Source organism: Serratia sp. BNK-10 (genome assembly GCF_047456065.1).
GTDB lineage: Bacteria > Pseudomonadota > Gammaproteobacteria > Enterobacterales > Enterobacteriaceae > Serratia > Serratia ureilytica.
Window position 1 is genome coordinate 3,940,623 of sequence record NZ_CP179894.1, and the last position, 17,904, is coordinate 3,958,526.

Annotated in this window: 16 protein-coding genes; 1 reads left to right on the top strand and 15 read right to left on the bottom strand. The window is 55.9% G+C overall.

Features of this window, described 5'->3' with window-relative positions:
- Nucleotides 1-114 carry a YmiA family putative membrane protein gene (locus ACMGG9_RS18970; protein WP_071883595.1) on the bottom strand — a complete coding sequence of 38 codons (114 nt, stop codon included), beginning with the start codon at nucleotides 112-114 and terminating at the stop codon, nucleotides 1-3.
- Between the two features lie 389 nt (nucleotides 115-503).
- Complete coding sequence (locus ACMGG9_RS18975; RefSeq protein ID WP_047026619.1) at nucleotides 504-2,156, bottom strand: multidrug ABC transporter permease/ATP-binding protein; 1,653 nt, start codon at nucleotides 2,154-2,156, stop codon at nucleotides 504-506.
- A 372-nt stretch (nucleotides 2,157-2,528) separates the two neighbouring features.
- Between ACMGG9_RS18975 and ACMGG9_RS18980 the strand changes: the two genes are divergently transcribed.
- On the top strand, nucleotides 2,529-3,080 hold the full coding sequence (locus ACMGG9_RS18980; protein WP_033644817.1) for a tyrosine-type DNA invertase: 552 nt from the start codon (nucleotides 2,529-2,531) through the stop codon (nucleotides 3,078-3,080).
- Between the two features lie 221 nt (nucleotides 3,081-3,301).
- On the opposite strand, the gene ACMGG9_RS18985 is transcribed toward ACMGG9_RS18980, so the two are convergent.
- From ACMGG9_RS18985 to ACMGG9_RS19045, 13 genes are all read right to left on the bottom strand, one after another.
- Nucleotides 3,302-3,985, bottom strand: a complete 684-nt coding sequence (locus ACMGG9_RS18985) for a response regulator transcription factor (RefSeq protein WP_187048329.1) — start codon at nucleotides 3,983-3,985, stop codon at nucleotides 3,302-3,304.
- 45 nt (nucleotides 3,986-4,030) lie between these two features.
- Complete coding sequence (locus ACMGG9_RS18990; RefSeq protein WP_414161627.1) at nucleotides 4,031-4,726, bottom strand: LuxR C-terminal-related transcriptional regulator; 696 nt, start codon at nucleotides 4,724-4,726, stop codon at nucleotides 4,031-4,033.
- Between the two features lie 59 nt (nucleotides 4,727-4,785).
- Entirely contained in the window at nucleotides 4,786-5,313 is a 528-nt protein-coding gene (locus tag ACMGG9_RS18995; protein WP_342174507.1) for a fimbrial protein, read from the bottom strand.
- Between the two features lie 60 nt (nucleotides 5,314-5,373).
- The gene (locus ACMGG9_RS19000) at nucleotides 5,374-6,432 is read right to left on the bottom strand and encodes a fimbrial protein (RefSeq protein WP_414161628.1); all 1,059 of its coding nucleotides are present in this window, start codon (nucleotides 6,430-6,432) and stop codon (nucleotides 5,374-5,376) included.
- Between the two features lie 10 nt (nucleotides 6,433-6,442).
- Complete coding sequence (locus tag ACMGG9_RS19005) at nucleotides 6,443-8,992, bottom strand: fimbria/pilus outer membrane usher protein (RefSeq protein WP_414161629.1); 2,550 nt, start codon at nucleotides 8,990-8,992, stop codon at nucleotides 6,443-6,445.
- A 105-nt stretch (nucleotides 8,993-9,097) separates the two neighbouring features.
- Nucleotides 9,098-9,775, bottom strand: coding sequence for a molecular chaperone (locus ACMGG9_RS19010; protein ID WP_033644813.1), 678 nt, complete (start codon nucleotides 9,773-9,775; stop codon nucleotides 9,098-9,100).
- Between the two features lie 87 nt (nucleotides 9,776-9,862).
- Nucleotides 9,863-10,378, bottom strand: a complete 516-nt coding sequence (locus ACMGG9_RS19015) for a fimbrial protein (RefSeq protein WP_033652146.1) — start codon at nucleotides 10,376-10,378, stop codon at nucleotides 9,863-9,865.
- Nucleotides 10,379-10,860: 482 nt separating this feature from the next.
- Entirely contained in the window at nucleotides 10,861-11,409 is a 549-nt protein-coding gene (locus tag ACMGG9_RS19020) for a tyrosine-type DNA invertase (protein ID WP_033644811.1), read from the bottom strand.
- A 545-nt stretch (nucleotides 11,410-11,954) separates the two neighbouring features.
- Nucleotides 11,955-12,197: an acyl carrier protein gene (locus ACMGG9_RS19025; RefSeq protein WP_033652196.1), complete on the bottom strand. Its 243-nt coding sequence runs from the start codon at nucleotides 12,195-12,197 to the stop codon at nucleotides 11,955-11,957.
- A gap of 5 nt (nucleotides 12,198-12,202) precedes the next feature.
- Nucleotides 12,203-13,471 carry a beta-ketoacyl-[acyl-carrier-protein] synthase family protein gene (locus tag ACMGG9_RS19030; RefSeq protein WP_414161630.1) on the bottom strand — a complete coding sequence of 423 codons (1,269 nt, stop codon included), beginning with the start codon at nucleotides 13,469-13,471 and terminating at the stop codon, nucleotides 12,203-12,205.
- 2 nt (nucleotides 13,472-13,473) lie between these two features.
- Nucleotides 13,474-14,823 (bottom strand): efflux transporter outer membrane subunit, encoded by a 1,350-nt coding sequence (locus ACMGG9_RS19035; RefSeq protein WP_154231724.1) that lies wholly within the window; start codon nucleotides 14,821-14,823, stop codon nucleotides 13,474-13,476.
- Nucleotides 14,824-14,849: 26 nt separating this feature from the next.
- On the bottom strand, nucleotides 14,850-16,808 hold the full coding sequence (locus ACMGG9_RS19040; RefSeq protein ID WP_089195120.1) for an ABC transporter permease: 1,959 nt from the start codon (nucleotides 16,806-16,808) through the stop codon (nucleotides 14,850-14,852).
- On the bottom strand, nucleotides 16,798-17,892 hold the full coding sequence (locus tag ACMGG9_RS19045; protein ID WP_233092779.1) for an efflux RND transporter periplasmic adaptor subunit: 1,095 nt from the start codon (nucleotides 17,890-17,892) through the stop codon (nucleotides 16,798-16,800). The genes ACMGG9_RS19040 and ACMGG9_RS19045 overlap by 11 nt, the downstream gene beginning before the upstream one ends.
- Between the last annotated feature and the right edge of the window lie 12 nt (nucleotides 17,893-17,904).

The window sequence follows — 17,904 nt, forward strand, 5'->3', positions numbered from 1 at the left end:
CTAACTCAGTAACCAGTAAATCACGGCAGCGGTTAGCAGCCAGAACAGCCCACTAACGATAAACACGCATAGCCATGCTTTACGTTTGATATTTGATCCATCCTTGCTCACCACAGCGCCCCTAACCAATAGATTAAACCATTCAAAATAAAATTATTGATCTATTTTAACGATCAATAAAGTCGTTTTTTCCTATGGAAATTTAGAAAAACGCTGCTACCCATAGGTCTGCATTGCCGAATCAGCCAGAACGGCACCGTGGATATCACTGTTATCGGCAGGCGAGAACGTGTTTTGATAGGCGAACGAATGCGCAGTGTGCCACACCTTTAAAGGTCAAAATTAAACCACCGGTAAATAATTCAAACATCAATTATTTGACTGGTCGTAAGCCAAATCGGCAGCAGACAGCATTGGAGGAGGGAGAGAAAATGAAGCGACGCACTGAAATAATGCGCGGGAGAAGCGCCGGCCCGTTTTGGTCTGGCACGGGCCGGCGTAAGTTAACCGATCCTGCTGACGGAATCCCGGCTGGCGTGTTCACGCTCGCTGCCGGTCAACTCGCGTAAATGGCCTGAGCGCATCTCCAGCAACCGATCGGCGTGTTCGAAATAGTGATCGTCATGGCTGATGGCGAACACCGTTTTGCCTAACGCGCGCAGCGCCGGCAACAGTTCGCGATAGAAAATGCGCCGGAACTGCGGATCCTGATCAGCGGCCCATTCATCCAACAGCAAAATATCGCGTTGTTCCGCCACCGCCAGCAACAGGGCCAGACGTTTGCGCTGCCCCTGCGACAGTTGCGGGTTGGTCACTCTGGCGCCGTCGAACTGCAATTTGCTTTTCATATTCAACCGTTCAAGCCAATGCGCGACCAGCGCCGCATCAGGTTCGCCGCCTTCCGGTCCTTGTAAACGATCGAACTGATGAAAATCGGTGAAAATCGCTGAAAACAGCCGGCGATAGTCCGGCATATCCGCCGCGGTCTGTGCGACGCCATCCAGAACGATGTGCCCGCTTACCGGCCGATACAATCCGGTCAACAGCATCGCCAGCGTTGACTTGCCGCTGCCGTTGCCGCCGATAAGAAACACCAGCTCACCGCGCCGCAGCGTCAGATTGAGCGGCCCGACGGTAAAACCGGGCTGTTGTTCCGCATCTGCATAGTGAAAAACCACGTCGCGCAGCTCCAGCGTCTGCCAGGAACGGCCAACGGCGGCTGGAAACCCCGACTGATACTCGGCCAAACGCAGCGCTTTCAGCTTGTTGAAGGCCACTTCGGCGCCGACCAGCGTCGGAAACGCCCCCACGGCCTGCAGTAAGGGCGTGCGCAAGAACAGCAGCGTCAGCGAGTAGGTCGCGGCCACCGTCGAGTCCGCCCATCCCAAACTGTTGGCCATAAAGAACACCAGCCCGATCGCCCCTAACATCATGATGTTTGACCAATTGAGCGCACTCAAATGGAAGGTATCGGCGCGAATGATATGGTAGCGATAGGCTTGCGCGTCGGGCTGATAGGCCTGCTCGTATAACGCCTGCGCCCGTTTGCGGTTCAACGTCAGTTCCTTACGGCCGTCAATCACCGATTCATAACGATGATAGAGACGCTCTTCTGACTCGCGCAAACTGGCCATATGGCGATAAACCCGTGACACCAAGCAGCCGCTACCCACCACGGTCACCGCCACCCAAACCGCCGTGACCGCCAGCATTTTCGGCGATAACCACCCCAGATAGGCCGCTGCCCCCAGGGTCAAAATCACCCCTTGCACCAATTCGGGCAAGCGCACGAAGGCGATGGTGATATTGCGGATGTCACTGGACAGACTGGCCAGCAATGAGGCGCTGCCTAACTGTTCGAGGCGCTCGATCTCGGTATCCAGAATGCGCTTCACCAGTTGCCCACGCAGCCGATAGACGAAGTAATGGCCCAATGTGGTCAGCGCCAGCTGTGAACCCAACGTGACCGCTATCAACAATGCCAGCAGGGCGAGAAACATCGGCAACACGGCCAATGGGTTGCCGCTGACGTCCATCAGATATTGATTGATAAAAGCAATGATACCGATGCCTAAACCGGCGCTGGCCATGGTCAATGCCATAACCGCCAGAAATGGCCAACGATACTGGCGATAAACCACCCGTAGCAGTTCCATGAACAAACCTCTGAAGTCGCGATCTGGCAGGCATTGTAAGCGGCGTGAGAATGAGATCAAGACGAATTCTCATCGCAGCTTATCAAGCACCGGTTGGGGTGAGACGTTATCGCGGTTGCCGCCTGCCGGCGGCCAATTCGCAGCATCGTTCGCTCTGGGCGCTAAATATTCGCCAATTAAATAATCTGCTAAAGAAAATAGATCTATAAAATCAAAATACATTCACTAAAAAAATAACAAAAAGAAAAAGATAAAATAAACCCATGCTTTGGAAAATAAAATTATTTATTTTCTTTGCCGCCTATTATGTTCCAATGCTTTAATAAAACTTCATGATGGAAATCGCCAGTACCAGATACGCAGGAAAGGAAAATGAAAAAAAGGAAATTCCTTAGCCAGATTGAAATTGAACAACTGATTGCCGCCGTGCATGAGGGTAAAAATAGCATTCGAGATCGTTGTTTACTATTAATGTGCTTCATTCACGGCTTGCGGGTGAGCGAACTGCGATCATTACGCCTGCAAGATATTGATCTTACCTCCCATCGGATCCATATATCTCGGCTAAAGAACGGTTTTTCCGTTCAGCACCCCATTCAGCCGCGAGAGCGACAGGCGCTGTTAAACTGGCTGGCCCAGCGGGCGAACTATCCTGACGCCAATTCCCCATGGTTATTTCTGTCGCGCCACGGCGGGCAAATTTCACGTCAGCAACTGTATCGCCTAATGAGAATGTACGGTGAAATGGCCGGTATTAGCGTTCAAGTTCATCCTCACATGCTGCGACACTCCTGCGGTTACGCGCTTGCAGATAACGGGGTCGATACGCGCTTGATTCAGGATTATTTAGGGCACAAAAATATCCAGAATACGGTGATCTACACCGCAACCAATGTAGAGCGATTCCGCACGATCAGCATTTAATCTTACGATGGAAATAACGGTGCAGGCGCTCATCTTCTTTTAACATGCGCATTGAGTAAGGTAAAAAATATCGGATGGGAAAATGCAGCCCGGCACGCCAACAACGGTCTAATTCAGCACTATTCCAACGCCGAGCTGCTTTCATCCATCTGCCCAGGGGAACACTTGTTTGATTGTTTTTTCAACGCCTATGCTACCTGCTTATACCCTGTCATTAACGATTAAGTCCCCTTTGACCACTTCCCGCCAAATTGTCGCGTAATATTGCCGTGCAATGAAAATAGTTCGCTGTCATTCTTCACCTGCAGTTTGCGCATGGCGCTGCATTTATGCGCGCTGATCGTCTTGATGCTGCGGCGTTGCAATTCGGCAATTTGCCGCAGGCTCATGCCGTTGAACAAAAAGGCCAACACATCAGTCTCGCAGCGAGTCAGCTTTCGGGTGAACACCTCATCTGCGCTAACCGAGGGTGCCAGAAAAGTCCCTATCTGTGGGCTCAACACTCGCTCCCCAAGCAAGACCCGATTAAAAAACTCCGCCACCAGCGGTAAAGCGTCATCTCTGGCGACGATGCTGACATTGGGCTGAGGCAACAATCGCCCTAACTCTTCTGCATTACGGCAACGGGTATAGGCAATCACCCGTAATTCGGGCAGTTGCGTGCACAGGGCCAGCAACGCTTCCCTGCCCTTAGCGGGCGTCTCATCGTCACCGTCCAGTTCGGTAATCAGCACGTCGGCCTGCTGATAGACCACGCTATCCACCACCGCACGTACGCTGGTTTCCTTTACGACGACTTTTACCTGGGTTGGCAGCGTTTTTAAAAAACTGGCCAACCCTTCCAGCGTCAATGGACATCTGTCCATTAATGCTATGTTCAGCGGTTGCTGACGCCATAAATGCATAATCTGCTCCTATGCTTGCTTGCCCACGAGACCTCGTGCGCTTGCCTAGCGAACCAAGGATGAACCTTGCGCAGCCATCCATTTCCCCTGAAGATACAGTTCCCCATCGCTGTGAAACCCCAGCTTCAACATCGCATTGCGTTTATGGGTGCTGACGGTGCGGATATCACGGCACATGGTCAGCGCCACGCTGGTCACGCTCTTACCGGAAAACAGTTGGGTCAACACATCCAGTTCCTTCGCCGTCAGCGGTTTATCGGCGCCAGTCTCATGCAATTGACGTTGGCGTACCCGGTGGCTGAAGCTGCAACTGCCTGTCAGGACTTGCTGAACACAGTGGGTCAATGCAATAGCCGGTTCCTGCTTCAGCATCAGGCCGCGAATACCGGAAGCGATGAGCTGCCGCAACAGCCTCGGTTCATCCAATGCCGTACAGATGACAATCGCGGTGTCCGGCGAGTTTTCCCGCACCTCGACGATCAGCTTGAATCCCTCCAATACCGACTCTGATTGACCACACAGCTCCATCACCAATAAACGATGCGGATGCTCAGTCAATAAGGCTCTCAGTTCCACCAGATTCGCCACCTGCCGAATGTTGCCAGGTTGGAGACCGCAGGATTCAATCAACCGGTTTCTCATCCCCAGAGCCGTCATGGCGCAGGGTTCCATGATAGCCACGGCGCCCGCCGCTTCATTGCCCGCCGCCAAGGCCATTCCATTGGGATAATTGATTTTCATATCATCACCTTAACTCTGTCGTTAACCTTCCGCCCACGCCGGCCCTTTTGTCCCATTGCCTACTGATAGACAAAAGTGACCTGCAGAGCGCCGTCTATTGAACCTGGCGTCGATCCGCCATGGGTGCTGTATGCGCGCGCACGCAAATCGAATCTGGCATTATTCGTCGCGCGATCCACCAGTTGCGTCATGCTCTTGCCATTGCCCAGGTTGGCCCCTTGGCTATTCTGCAACTCAATTTGCACCCGACGAGAGCCGCCGTTGCTCTTGTACAAGCTGGCGCTTTCCTCGGCGGGCGTCCCGCTGAAGGTCGCGACAACAGAAGTGGTGGTGCTTGGGCAGTTTTTTAACGTCAGAGGAAACTCTATCCAGGGGCTGAAAGCCCCGGACGTCGCCAGGGTAGCAGCGGAAATATCGTCTCCCAAATTGACGGACACAGTGCCGTTCGCCCCGTCGATTTCGCAGGGGGCGGCTTTAATGTTGCCGCTAATCACTATTTTCGATACCGCTTGCGCCGCCGGTACGGTCAAAAGCAACGCGCCGGTCAGCGCCAGGTTGCAGCCAAAACGATTACACATTTTCACCATAATCTGCTCCTTGTCGTTAAACGCAGGGGCCCGTCAGCCCGCTGCCGTTGAAATATCCGTTTATTGGATTTCGGCCTGAATGGTCGCCGTGGCATTAAACTGCCCCACTGAAGGGGCTTGCCCGGTGGTGTTGATCGGATACACGCTGATCTGAGAACTGCCCTTTTGGTTGGGATAGTAGAAGTTATCGATAGGCAAGCGCCCGCTCTGCGGCCGTATCACATTGCCCTGCATATCCTTAATCATCACGCCGATATCGCGGTTGCTGGTCTTCAGCGCCTCCGGCATGTTGCCGTCGGCCTCGCCGCGAAATGACAGGCTGACCTTGACGCCCTCGGAAATATTGCGACAAGACAGCGTCAGCGTTCTCTCTGCCGGTGTGAAGCGAGGTGGCATCGCGCCTTTCGTTTGGAAATGGGTGCTGACGATATCGCCAAAGTCGACCACCACCGTCTGGGGACTGATCTCGCAACTCTGCGGCACGGTGACGGTACCGCTCATAGAGATGGTGGAAACCGGGGTATCGCTTTTCACGCCACTCACTACCGATACATACGTTTCCACCAGTCGGGTATTCGGGATCGCCGTCACGCCAACGAAGGGCCGACGGAAATACAGATGAATGCGCCCACGCGCGCCGCTGTTGTAGGGCGTACGGGCGCAGGATTCATCATCACCATTCATGCTGGTCTTACGGTTGCTCTCATTGGTAAAGGGCGCAGCAAGGTATTCCTTGCGCTCCCCCGCCACGAAGACCTCGCTGGCGACGCCCAGATATTCGTTCAACGCGTAATACGTCAATCCGCCCTCCTGGTATACCGGGTTGGTCAACAGCATTTTGGCGGTGATGTAAGAAGCCGTACGAGCGGTACATTCGCATTTCACGTAATACGAACCGGACAAGTTCCATGCGTTCTTATCCGCGTTCTTGATAATCAGCCCCGTCACGTTTTGCGACGGCTCGTCTAAGTTCGGGGAAAAGGCAAATGAAAAGCCGTGCGTTCCTGATATCGGCGTACACTGCCCTGGCGCCGCCTGCGCCTGCTGTACAGCCAGTATTGCGCACGCCAGCAACCCACCGGCGATCGCCCTGCGTTGAATCGATATTCCTGTCGCCATTTTCTGCACCTTATAAACACTGTCCGTTAACGAGACGTATTCCGCCGCTCTCTGGCTGATTAGCCAATTGATAGTTAGCCTGACACTGCTGAGCCGCGTCATTGCCCCACTTAACCTGCAGCCGGCCACTCTCCGCCATGCCGGCCAAATAAACCTGCCCGCCGTCGCCGACGATGCCGGCATTATCTGAGGGGCTATTGAGATTGCTGACGGTGGCGCCGAACGGCACCGGATTGCCACTGCGCGTCAGCAAGGTCAGCAACACGCGGGCACCGACATCCGGATTGAAACTGGCGCGCACCACGGCGCCACGGGTTGGGATCACCGTTTGGCTGCTCAGCGTCATGTCGACATCCTCGGCGAAAGACTCGCCGTCCAGGCCGACGATATTGCGCCGATAAGGCGTCAGGTAAGGCACAACCGCATAGCCGCGCCAGTCGGTGCTGACCCCGGTCTGGTTCAAAACATCCACCCCTGAAGCGCCGGGCGCCTGCACTAATGCCACCGTATCGCCCAGCGGCTGCGACAGCGTGACGCCGTTTTGATGCACCAGAACACCGCCCTGCACGCCGTAGTTCACCTGTTGGCGATGGCGATCGTAGCCATAACCCAGGTTCCACTCGGCGAGGGCGCCTTTGTAGTCCGCCTGAATATTGCCGTTCGCCCCCACGCCCCTGCCGGTGTAGCCCTGGCTGATGCTGTAGTTCAGGTTGTTGCCCGGCAAAGCGGTGCCGCTCAACCCAAGGTTGTTGCTGGTGGCGCCGTTGCGGCTGGTGTTCATGTTGTAGGTGGCGTAGCTGCCTGGCAGCCATTTGCTGAGCGGCACGCTGACGTTGAAGGCCACGATATGGTCGCGAATATTGCTGCGGTTGCCGTTGTTGTCATACCCGTTTTGGCTGAAGGTGTAATTCAGTCCGTAACTGACAGCTTCCCAACTGTTGTTGTAGCTGAGGCTGACCGACTGCGAACGACGATTGTCATTCCAGTAGTCTTCGTTAAACAGGCTGAGCGATAGCGTTCCCCCCAGATCCCACAGGCTCTGGCTCATCGTCAGCTCGGCGCGGCTCTTTTTGTGATCGTTATAGATCGCGCTGTTGCCGCCGTAGCTCTCCAGCGCCTCTTGCAGGTTATAAAAACCGCGCGTGGAATAGCGGTAGCTGGCCAAGCTGAAGTTAGTGCCGGTTTCAATGAAGTTTTTGCCGTAACGCAGGCGCCATGATTGCCCTTGCTCTTTCGGCCGAGTTTCCTGCTTGGTCCATGCCTGAGTGACATCAGCGGACAGCGCCCCCAGCGCCCCCATATTCTGCCCCCACCCCAGCGCCAGAGACTGGTACTTACTGGCCGCCTGCACGCCGCCATACAGCGTGGCCCCCCACGGAAGGCCGTAGATCCCGGTCGCCTGGCTGAACGGGCGTTCATCAACGCCACCGCCGTATGAACGGTATTTCCCGCTGGTCAGGCTGTATTTAAAACGCCCTTCGCGCTGCAATACCGGCACCACGGCGTACGGCACCACAAAATGCTGCTCCTGGCCGTCAGCCTCACGTACGTTCACATTCAAGTCGCCGCTGCCGCCCGTGGGATACAGATCGGTAATTTCAAATGCCCCCGGCGGCACATAGCTTTGATAAATCACATAGCCGTTTTGCCGGATTACGATTTGCGCATTAGTACGCGCGATCCCGCGCACCACCGGCGAGTACCCTTTCATGCTGTCCGGCAGGATGTCGTCCTCAGAGGCCAATTGCCCCCCACGGAACTGTACGCTGTCGAACACCTCGCTGGACGTTGTGCTGTCGCCCAGAGTCAGGCGGCTTTGCAACGCAACAATATCGCGCTGCAGATAGGTATTGATTGAACGCCAGGATGAAGCGCCGCCGGTGTAGTGATTCCAGATGGAATAGTTACGCAAACGCCAGGCGCCCCAGTTGATGCCCGAGCGCAGATTGAGGTAATAGTTATTGTTGTTCTGCCGTTCGCTGTCGCGTGTTTGGCTATTGGCGCCGCTGAAGTTGTAATTGACCAACAGCGCCGGTATGCCGGAGTCCCATTTATCCGGAGAAACATAATCGCGCGCATTTAAGTTCAATGCCGCTTGCGGAATGCTCAGATTCAATCTCAGCTGATTAAACTGGAACACCGTCGAAGCCTGAGGAATGGCCTGCGCCAGATTGACGCAGCGCTCCTCCGCCGCGATCGCCGGGAACATGGAGACTCTCACCCCCAATTCGGCCAATTTTTCCGCGCTGAAACAAGGCTGCAGCGCTTGCTTTCCGCCAGCCGTCGGCATCAGCCGGAACTCGACGTCGAGACTGTCAACCTGTTCGCCGTTAAGGTAAAGATCGACCCGATAAGTGCCGGGCGCCTGGCTGTTGTTTTCCTCAAATACGGAGAGATCGGCGCCGCGCAGCGCCGGGTTGTCAATCTCCAACAGCGCCGGGTTGAAGTAATCACGCGCATGCGCTGCACCGATTGGATAAAGCAGCGCCACCTGGCAAGACATCAAACCGGCCAAAATCGATCGTGTCCCTGGTAAACCAATGCTATTCGGGTTATTCATCCTTTTAACTCCCTGTCCCGATTGGCTCAGCCGCCTAAAATTCAGGTAAGCCGAACGCCGGCCCCAGCGTTACTCCGGGGCCAAAAAACACGCATCGCGGCCCGGCTATAACGTGCCGGTATAGGTCTGGCCGGTTCCGCCATAGTCGTTGATGATTTGCCAGCTCAGGCTGCCTCCCCCACCCTGCGCCGTCGGTAACGGAAAACTGGCGGTAGCTTGCGGCGCAACCATGGTGTTGCCGGTAATGGCACTGCCGTTCAGCTTCAAATTAAAAAAGGTGAGGTAATAGGGTGAAGGGTTGGTCACCTGCAGCCGATCGCCGCTGCGCCGCCACGTTACTTTGCCGGCCGCTTCTTCCGGATTGCCGGCCAGTCCCTGGGGACGATAAATCAGCTTGATGCGGGTCTTGATCGCAATTTGCAGCGTGTTTTCTTTCTTTTCTACCGAAGGAATAGACTTCACATTCAGCCAATACAGCGATTCTCTGTCCGTCGGCAAATTGCCGCCCGCACGCACTACGCGCAGCAGGTTATTTTGGCCGCCGTCCAAGCGAAACAACGGTGGGGTGATGATAAACGGCGCTTTAGCGCTTTCCCCCTCTTGAGCATCGACCCAGGACTGGATCAAATAAGGCACCGCATCCGGATTATTGATATTCAGAGCGGACTCTTTTTTACCTCCGTCGTATATCAGCCGTGTCCCGCCCACGATCACGCCGGCCTGAGCCGGAGCCCAAAGCGCCATCAATAACGCTGCCGTCAGCGCAAAATATCCCGCTTTCATTTTGTTATCTTCCCCGATGAATAAAGAGCCAGAGACACAGCCTCTGGCCCATTTTTCTAACGCTCACGCCGATATAACGGCGTGAATTTACTGATAGGCGATAGTGAAGTTGGCGGTGGCGTTCGCGCTACCGACGGAAACGGTATCGTAAGCGTAATAACGCGCCACAAAGCCCAGAACGTTGTCTTTGTTCTCTGCCAGCGTATATACGCGGGAATCGTTGCCGATATTGAGCACATTGCTGGCATCATCCAGCAACTGTACGCCAACGCCACCAGCAACATCGGCGGCGTCAGTCAGCTTCAACAGCCCGGACTGGCCCTGAACTTGAGTGCCGTCAAAACGCACGGTGGCGCCGGTGACAGTCGCCGGGCAGTTTTTTAACACCAGGTTGAATGCCTTGGCACCTGCAGTATTAGATTGAATAAACGCATCTTTGGCGATCTTACCCAGAGCGACCTGCTTGTTTTGGGAGTCCGGATCGACGGTGCACGACTGATCGGTGATGCTACCGGTGATATTCAGCTTGCCATCAGCGGCAAATACGGAGGTGGTAAATGCAGACGCGGTCAAAACAGCTACAGCCAGCAGATTCTTTTTCATCCTACTTTCCTTAAAATTATGCAAAATATGCATGGTTTTATTTCCGACATATCCTTAATGTCATTCCCTTTTATTTAGTTCCACGAAGAGCAAATACCCTTGACCAAACTTATTGATGGCCTAAGGCTTATTCACCCAAACGATTCATTTTGAACTAAAGTGACTCCTTTGGTTTTTAAAACCAAAAAACAAATAAAAGACAGAATTTAAAGCCAAATAGAAAACAAAATAACCTCAAATCAGACCAAAAAACCAAGGGATTGGCCGATTGATTTAAACTGACTTTTCTTTTATTAGGATTTTGCTTAGATGGCTGGAGTGCGGAAGAAATGAAACATGAACACAACGCCATGTTTTTAAATAAGATTTTCCTTTATCAGGGAAAGTGAGCGTAGGAATATTGACATTGTTTTTACGCGTCCTTACAGTATGTTTCAGTTTAGTTCAAAGTGACTCCTTGCCGTTACTCTATTAAATCGCGCTTACCAAATTTCTTTGAAGCGCTGTGCATTACTGGCGGTATAAATCACCGTATTCTGAATATTTCGGTGCCCGAGGTAATCCTGAATTAATCGGGTATCGATACCTCGGTCCGCCAACGCAAATCCGCAACCATGCCGCAGCATATGCGGATGGGCGTTAATCTCCAGTTTCGCCACCTTACTGTAATGACGAAGCAGGCCGTAAATACGTTGGCGCGACAAACGCCCGCCCCGATTGGAAAGAAATAACCATTCCTGATCGGCCCAGCGGTGTTGCCGGCGTTTATCCAGCCAACGCCGCAAACATTGCCTTTCTCGCAGATAAAGCGGATGCACCGTGGAAAAACCATTCTTCAAGCGATGAACATAAATGTTGCCGCCTTCCAGATCGATATCCGACAAACGCCATCCCCCAATTTCACTGGCGCGGCAACCATGAATAAAACACATATAAATCAGACAATAATCGCGTTCTGGATTCTTTCCATGCAGCGTGACCTCAAGCAGTCTCTCCACTTCAGAAGGCGTCAGATGTTTACGATTAGACATACAACCTCTATTACTTTGATCGGAAAAATGTGGCTGTCATTTTCCTTTTACATCACCACAATGGACACTCAGGGTTTCCCCTGGCTATGGATAGGTTCCTGCATCCAGCGCGGAGTATAACGGATTTGCCAAACGCGAACAGTGTACAGGGATTAATCCCCCCTTCGGCGCCCCCCTTGAGGCCCCCTCATTAATGAAAACCGCAGCTCAACTGCCACCATCAGAAATAATAAGGACGGCATACTTCCCGATTCACTTTAGTTTGCGTTAATACTTCCATTTCACACATGCGCTGAAATTGGCAAACAAACCGACAAAACAAAGAAAAATCCTAATAAAATCGCGAGGCGCCATGGGTTTCAAAGCGTTATACGGCTCGTAAAAAAACGAAATAAATCCGCCGGCGCGAACGTATCTTAACCAAACCGATAAGTATTAATCTTTATGTGAATCGATAAGAGGAAAGGTCAGGGCAGGAGGAAATAAAAGTCACGATGGGGAATAACCCAGGTCTGACCGCCGCACACGGCCGCCTGGGGGGAGAATTATTGACTGGTCATAACGTGACACAGCTCGCCAAGGGTCAGGTCAGGCCGTTCGATAAACATTTCCGCATTGAGCGTAATGCCGAACTCACGCCTAACCAGCAGCATCAACTCCATATAATCCAGGCTGTCCAACCCCAACTGTTGCAGCGGCATATCGGCCGATAGCAGCGTTCTGTCCAATCCTTTGGCTTCATACAACAGGCCGCAAATCGCCCCATACAATCGATGATACTTTTCCATATGCCCTACCATTCTCCATTGTGATTGCCGAATACCAGCGCTGCATTAGCACCGCCGAAACCGAAGTTGAGACTCATGACATTGCGCAAACGACCGCGACGATGCCCCTCGCGGATATAATCGAGATCGCATTCGGGATCGCTCTCGTGCAAATGGCAGGTTGCCGGCATCATTTGCTGCTGCAACGCCTGTAGGCAGACGATCGCCTCAAAGCTGCCGGATGCGGCGAGCAAGTGCCCGGTATAGGATTTCGTGCTGGAAATAGGTGTGCGGTAAGCATCGCGCCCCAAAGCCGCCTTGATCGCAGCGGTTTCGTTCACATCGCTTTGCGCCGTCGACGTGCCATGCGCATTGATATAGTCGATTTCATGATTGCCTAGCCCCGCCTGTTCCAGAGCCCATCGAATGGTTTTCACCTTGGCCTGCGGATCCTCCGCCGGTGCGGTGAGGTCAAAAGCGTCTGAAAAGTTGCCGTATCCCTTGACCTCCCCCAGTATTGTCGCGCCGCGCGCTAAAGCCGCCTCTCGCTCCTCAAGACACAACACGGCGGCCCCTTCCGCCAACACGAAGCCACTGCGCTCCCGGCTGAACGGGCAACTGGCCTTGGTGATATCCTTTTGCTCCCGACTCAGCAAACGCAACGCGTCGATGTTCCATATCGCGCCATTGCCGCTCAGTGATTCCGACGCGCCGGCCAACATCATTGAAGCGCGGCCGCTGCGGATCACCTCAAACGCATCGCCAATCGCGATGCCGCCGGTCGCACAGGCCGCCGCCGGCGAACTTTGATAACCCCGTAACTGCCAATGTTGGCCGCATATGGCGGTCGCAATATTGGGCATTGCGTGAAAACAGCCAAACAGCTGCCCCATGCCGGATTGCAGATAGTCCGCATTGTTTTGCATGATCTCATCCTGGCCGCCCCAGCCGCTGCCGATAATCACCCCGCAGTCCAACGACGAATAAAAATGCCCGGGCCTCACGTGGCCAGATGAAAACGCCATGTCGATCGCCTCCGAGGCGGCGACCAGCGCCAGCCTGGCGAATCTGGGCAGCCGGCGGCTTACCCGCGCGGCAACGTCTTCCAACGCCGGTTCGGCCTCCAGCAAAGCAAAAAAGCGCGCGTGGATCCCCGCCGCCGATTTATCGTGATAGCGATAGGCCAAACGGTTGGCCATGATCGCCTGCCAGTTTTGCGGCGCGTTGCCACCCAGCGCGGTGACGGCGCCGTAACCGGTGACCACCACGCGTCTTGTATTCCGTTCTTTGTCCATGCTTACTCCCCTTGCCCGGATGCGAAAGCCTCGTTGCCGCCCAGCGCCAGCCAGAGCTGCATCGTGGCGTTCAGGTAGCGATATTGCAGTGCCGACAGTGAATTCTCGCTGGCTAACACCGCCTCTTGCGCGTCCAGCAACGTTTGCAGCGCGACGGAACCGGCCTGATATTGATGGCGGGCCAATGCCAAGGCTTGTCGCCCCATCGCCAGATGCCGCTGCTGATTGCCGATTTGCCGCTGCGCTTCCAGACGTTCCCGCATGGCGCTGTCTACCTCTGCCAGCGCGCGGTAAACCGCATCGCGAAATTGAATCTCCGCGCGCTGCGCCTGCAACGTCGCTTTGTCGCTGGACAAGCGCATCTTGCGCCACTCGATGAACGGCAGCGTCAACGTCGCGCCCAGCGAGCGCGAAGGTTCACTGAACCATTGGCGGAAAAGCCCGCTGCCGGCATCCAGTGCGGCATCCAGACTCAGCGCCGGATAAAAACGCAATGTAGCGGCCTCCGCACCGGCCAGCGCCGCCCGCAGGCGCCGCTCCGCCGCCTGCACATCCGGCCGTCGCGCCATCACCGCCGCCGGCAGACGTGGCGCAATGGGCACCTCGTTGATCGGTAGCGCTCGCCTTTCGCTGTATCGCAGCAAGGGTGAACGGCCGAACAACAGCGCCAGCGAGTTGCGAGCGTCTTCCCGCTGCCGTGCCAGTTCATCCCGTTGATTCTCACGCGCCAATAGGTTTTGCTCCGCCTGCAACAACTCGAATCGGCCGACGTCGCCGGCGGTGTGACGTGCCGCCACCAGCCGTACAGTCTCGCGCGCGAACGCCACCGCCTGTTGCTGATGGGTGACTTGCTGATTCAAATCGGCGATCTGCCAATACCCGCGAGCGGTAGCGCCGATCAAGGTCAACGCGGTATTGCGCCGATCCAACTCCGAAGCGACGGCCAGCCACTGAGCCTGCTCGCGAATGCGCGCCAGCTTGCCCCATAAATCCAGTTCATAACTCAGTGACAGCCCTGCGCGGTAACTTTCTTGCGGCCGCGCCGCGCCGCGCAATGCCTTGGTATTGCGGCCACTCAGGCTGGCGGCCAGGTCGGGGGTCGCATTGCCGGCTACCAACCCGGCCTCCAACATCGCCTCACGCCACTGCAATCCAGCCAGCGCCAGATCCTGATTCGCGATGAGCACGCCATCGATCAGCGAGGAAAGCTGCGGATCATTGAAGTTTTCCCACCAGGCGACGCCTGCCCGCAATGAACCGGAACGTTCATCGACCACGCGCCACTGCTGCGGCAACGACGGTGGCGCCGTGGCGTCGATCGGCCGCCCTCCGCAAGCGCTCAAAGACAGCATGACCAGTCCATAAATCCAAAGTCGGTTCATTCTCGCGCCAACGCCTCCACCGGCTGCAGGCGCGCGGCGGCACGGGCTGGAAAGAAGCCGAACCCGACGCCGATCAACGCCGAGAACCCGCAGGCCAGCAGCAATGGCGGCCAGGTAAAGATCATCGTCACCTGCGGCGCCAAGCCGCTCAGAATCCCTTTAACCAGCGCGGCGCAGGCGATCCCCAACACGCCCCCCAGGCTGCAGATCACCACCGCCTCAATCAAAAATTGCCGCATAATGTCTTTCTCAGCGGCCCCCACCGCCAATCGAATGCCGATCTCATGGGTTCGTTCCGTCACCGAAACCAACATGATGTTCATCACCCCCACCCCACCGACCAGCAGCGAGATGGCGGCAATCGCGGTAATCAGCAATCGCATGGAGTCGGAGGCACGCTGAATGGATTGCGTCAGCTGATCGTCGGTCAGCGTGAAAAAATCCCGCCGGCCATGTTCTACGGTCAAACGCCGGGTCACATCCCGCCTTGCCGCTTCCAACGTCAATTTTTCATTCACTCGCATCACAATCGATTCCAGCGGCATATCGCCGGCGATGCGGCCAGTCAGGGAGGTATGGGGCAGCCAGGCAAGCGGTTGAGAACCGGCGTATTGGGCGCCGCGGCGCTGCGCGACGCCGATCACCCGATAAGGCACACCCGCGATCAGCAAAACCGCGTCCACCGGATCTTGCCGGGAAGAAAACAGAGCCTGTTGCAGCAAGGGATCGATCACCGCCACCGGTGCGCGGTCACTCAGATCCTGCGCAGTAAACAGGCCACCGGAAAGCAGCCGAATGCCCTGCGTGCGGAAATACCCTTCGCCGACGCCCATCACGGCGAGCGGCACCTGCTTGCCTTCGCGCACGGCAGACAGTTGAGTGCTGATGACCGGCGAAACGCTGTCGACATAAGGCAAGGCCGCCAGCAGCGCTGCATCCCGCGCACTCAGCGAACGCGCGAAATCGGGACGCGTTTTTTCCCATCCCAATCCGGGACGAATGTCCAACGTGCTGGAGCCGAGCTGGCTGATTTCCCTGAGGATGCTTTGGCGCGTGCCTTCACCGATGGCGATGGCGGAAACGACCGCCGCAATGCCGATGATGATGCCGAGCATCGATAATAATGCCCGGACCCGATGCCCTAATAATGCCCGCCAAGCCATGCCGAGCGCCTCTCGCAGCGCCGCCCAAGGGCTCATGCGTTTCAGCGGCGCAGCCAACGCCAGCGGCCTCTCGAACGCAAAACGCTGTCGGGCGGCATCGTGGCGACGATCCGCCACGATCTCGCCGTCGCCGATCTCAATGATCCGCTGCGCCTGCTCGGCGATCCGCCGATCGTGCGTCACGATGACCACGGTGTGTCCGACAGCGTTCAGCTCATGCAAAATGGCCATCAGCGCCTGACCGCTGGCGCTATCCAACGCGCCGGTAGGCTCATCGGCCAAAATGATTTCCGCGCCGTTCATAAGAGCTCGGGCAATACTGACCCGCTGTTGCTGCCCACCGGAAAGCTGCGCCGGACGATGGCCACCGCGCTGCGCCAACCCGAGGCGAGCCAACAAATGCGCGGCCCGCAAGCGGCGCTCGGCGGCCGGCATGGCGGTATACAATGCAGGGATCGCCACGTTCTCACCGGCCGTCAGATAGGGCATCAGATGATAGCGCTGGAAAATAAAGCCGATATGCCGACTGCGGAGCCGCGCCAGGCGATTGCCGTCGGCTTGCCCAATCGCCACCCCGTTGATGTACACATCCCCCTGAGAAGGCTTGTCCAGACAACCGATAATATTCATCAACGTCGATTTTCCGGAGCCGGAGGCGCCGACGATAGCGACCATTTCTCCCCGCTGAATGCTCAGGGAAACGCGTTTGAGGACCGTGATTTTCTGCTCTCCGGCTTGAAACTCGCGCGAAACGTTCTCCAAAACGATAATGGGATCCGTGCTAGCTGACATGCTCACCCTCCGTATCTGGCTGGTGTTCCAGCAGCACTTGTTCACCCACTCTCACGCCTTCCAACACTTCCGCATAGCGGCGATCGCGCTTCCCGATGCGCACGCTGCGCGCGACAACCCGCTGGCCTTCCAACACTCTGATCTGATAGCGCTCGCCATCCAGTGCCTCTCCCAATGCCGCCATCGGCAACCGCACCACCCCCGTGGCGCGTTCGGTAATGATGAATACCTGCGCCGTCATCGCGGTGCGTAATCGACGTTCGCCGTTGGCGACGGCAAATACGCCGTTGTAATACACCGCCGCCGTTTGCTGGCTTGAATTTCTGCCCAGCGGATCGGCTTCCAGCGCTTCTGCCGGCGCTTGCTGTATCGCACCCATGACCCCCTCATATCGGCGGCGGGGATCGGCGGCGACATAAAACCACAGCGGCTGCCCCGCCCTCACCTGCAAGATGTCATTTTCCGATATGCGGGTATGCACCATCATCGTATCCACGTCTGCCATCACCAAAATGGTCGGTGCGCTTTGCGATGAGACGATGGTTTGCCCTTCCTGAGTGACAATACCCAGCACTTCGCCGTCGATAGGCGCGGTAATACGGGTAAAAGCCAGGTTGGCTCTCGCCGTTTCCTGCGCGACTTCGGCCTGAACGATCTGCGACTCGTTCACTTTCAACTGCGCCAGTTGCGCGTCGTGCTGCGCCTGCGCTTTTTCCAAATCGCTGGCCACGCCGGCACGATCTCGCGCCAACGCCCTTTGCCGCGTCAACTCCAGTTGGTACTGCTTGAGCTGCGCCTGACTCGCCAATTTCTGCGCCTGCGCGCTGCGTAATTCGGCCTGCGACTTGCGCAGTTCGTTAAGTTGCAACGTCGGATCTATCTCGGCCAACAGCTGGCCCTGAGCCACTCTGTCCCCCGGTTTGACATACAGTTTTTTCAGTTGGCCGTTGACCTGCGCGCCAACGTTCACCTGCCGGGCCGGTTTCAAAATGCCGGTAGCCAACACGCTTTTTTCGATGTCGCCGCGATCGACGCGCGCCGTCTGCGGCGGTGATAGGTCAGGCGCCCGATTCAACCCTAACAGCCCGCCGGCCAG

What these genes read in the sequence shown, in the direction of transcription:
- ACMGG9_RS18975 (WP_047026619.1), bottom strand. Translation starts at nt 2,156, where the DNA reads ATGGAACTGCTACGGGTGGTTTATCGCCAGTATCGTTGGCCATTTCTG.
- ACMGG9_RS18980 (WP_033644817.1), top strand. Translation starts at nt 2,529, where the DNA reads ATGAAAAAAAGGAAATTCCTTAGCCAGATTGAAATTGAACAACTGATT.
- ACMGG9_RS18985 (WP_187048329.1), bottom strand. Translation starts at nt 3,985, where the DNA reads ATGCATTTATGGCGTCAGCAACCGCTGAACATAGCATTAATGGACAGA.
- ACMGG9_RS18990 (WP_414161627.1), bottom strand. Translation starts at nt 4,726, where the DNA reads ATGAAAATCAATTATCCCAATGGAATGGCCTTGGCGGCGGGCAATGAA.
- ACMGG9_RS18995 (WP_342174507.1), bottom strand. Translation starts at nt 5,313, where the DNA reads ATGGTGAAAATGTGTAATCGTTTTGGCTGCAACCTGGCGCTGACCGGC.
- ACMGG9_RS19000 (WP_414161628.1), bottom strand. Translation starts at nt 6,432, where the DNA reads ATGGCGACAGGAATATCGATTCAACGCAGGGCGATCGCCGGTGGGTTG.
- ACMGG9_RS19005 (WP_414161629.1), bottom strand. Translation starts at nt 8,992, where the DNA reads ATGAATAACCCGAATAGCATTGGTTTACCAGGGACACGATCGATTTTG.
- ACMGG9_RS19010 (WP_033644813.1), bottom strand. Translation starts at nt 9,775, where the DNA reads ATGAAAGCGGGATATTTTGCGCTGACGGCAGCGTTATTGATGGCGCTT.
- ACMGG9_RS19015 (WP_033652146.1), bottom strand. Translation starts at nt 10,378, where the DNA reads ATGAAAAAGAATCTGCTGGCTGTAGCTGTTTTGACCGCGTCTGCATTT.
- ACMGG9_RS19020 (WP_033644811.1), bottom strand. Translation starts at nt 11,409, where the DNA reads ATGTCTAATCGTAAACATCTGACGCCTTCTGAAGTGGAGAGACTGCTT.
- ACMGG9_RS19025 (WP_033652196.1), bottom strand. Translation starts at nt 12,197, where the DNA reads ATGGAAAAGTATCATCGATTGTATGGGGCGATTTGCGGCCTGTTGTAT.
- ACMGG9_RS19030 (WP_414161630.1), bottom strand. Translation starts at nt 13,471, where the DNA reads ATGGACAAAGAACGGAATACAAGACGCGTGGTGGTCACCGGTTACGGC.
- ACMGG9_RS19035 (WP_154231724.1), bottom strand. Translation starts at nt 14,823, where the DNA reads ATGCTGTCTTTGAGCGCTTGCGGAGGGCGGCCGATCGACGCCACGGCG.
- ACMGG9_RS19040 (WP_089195120.1), bottom strand. Translation starts at nt 16,808, where the DNA reads ATGTCAGCTAGCACGGATCCCATTATCGTTTTGGAGAACGTTTCGCGC.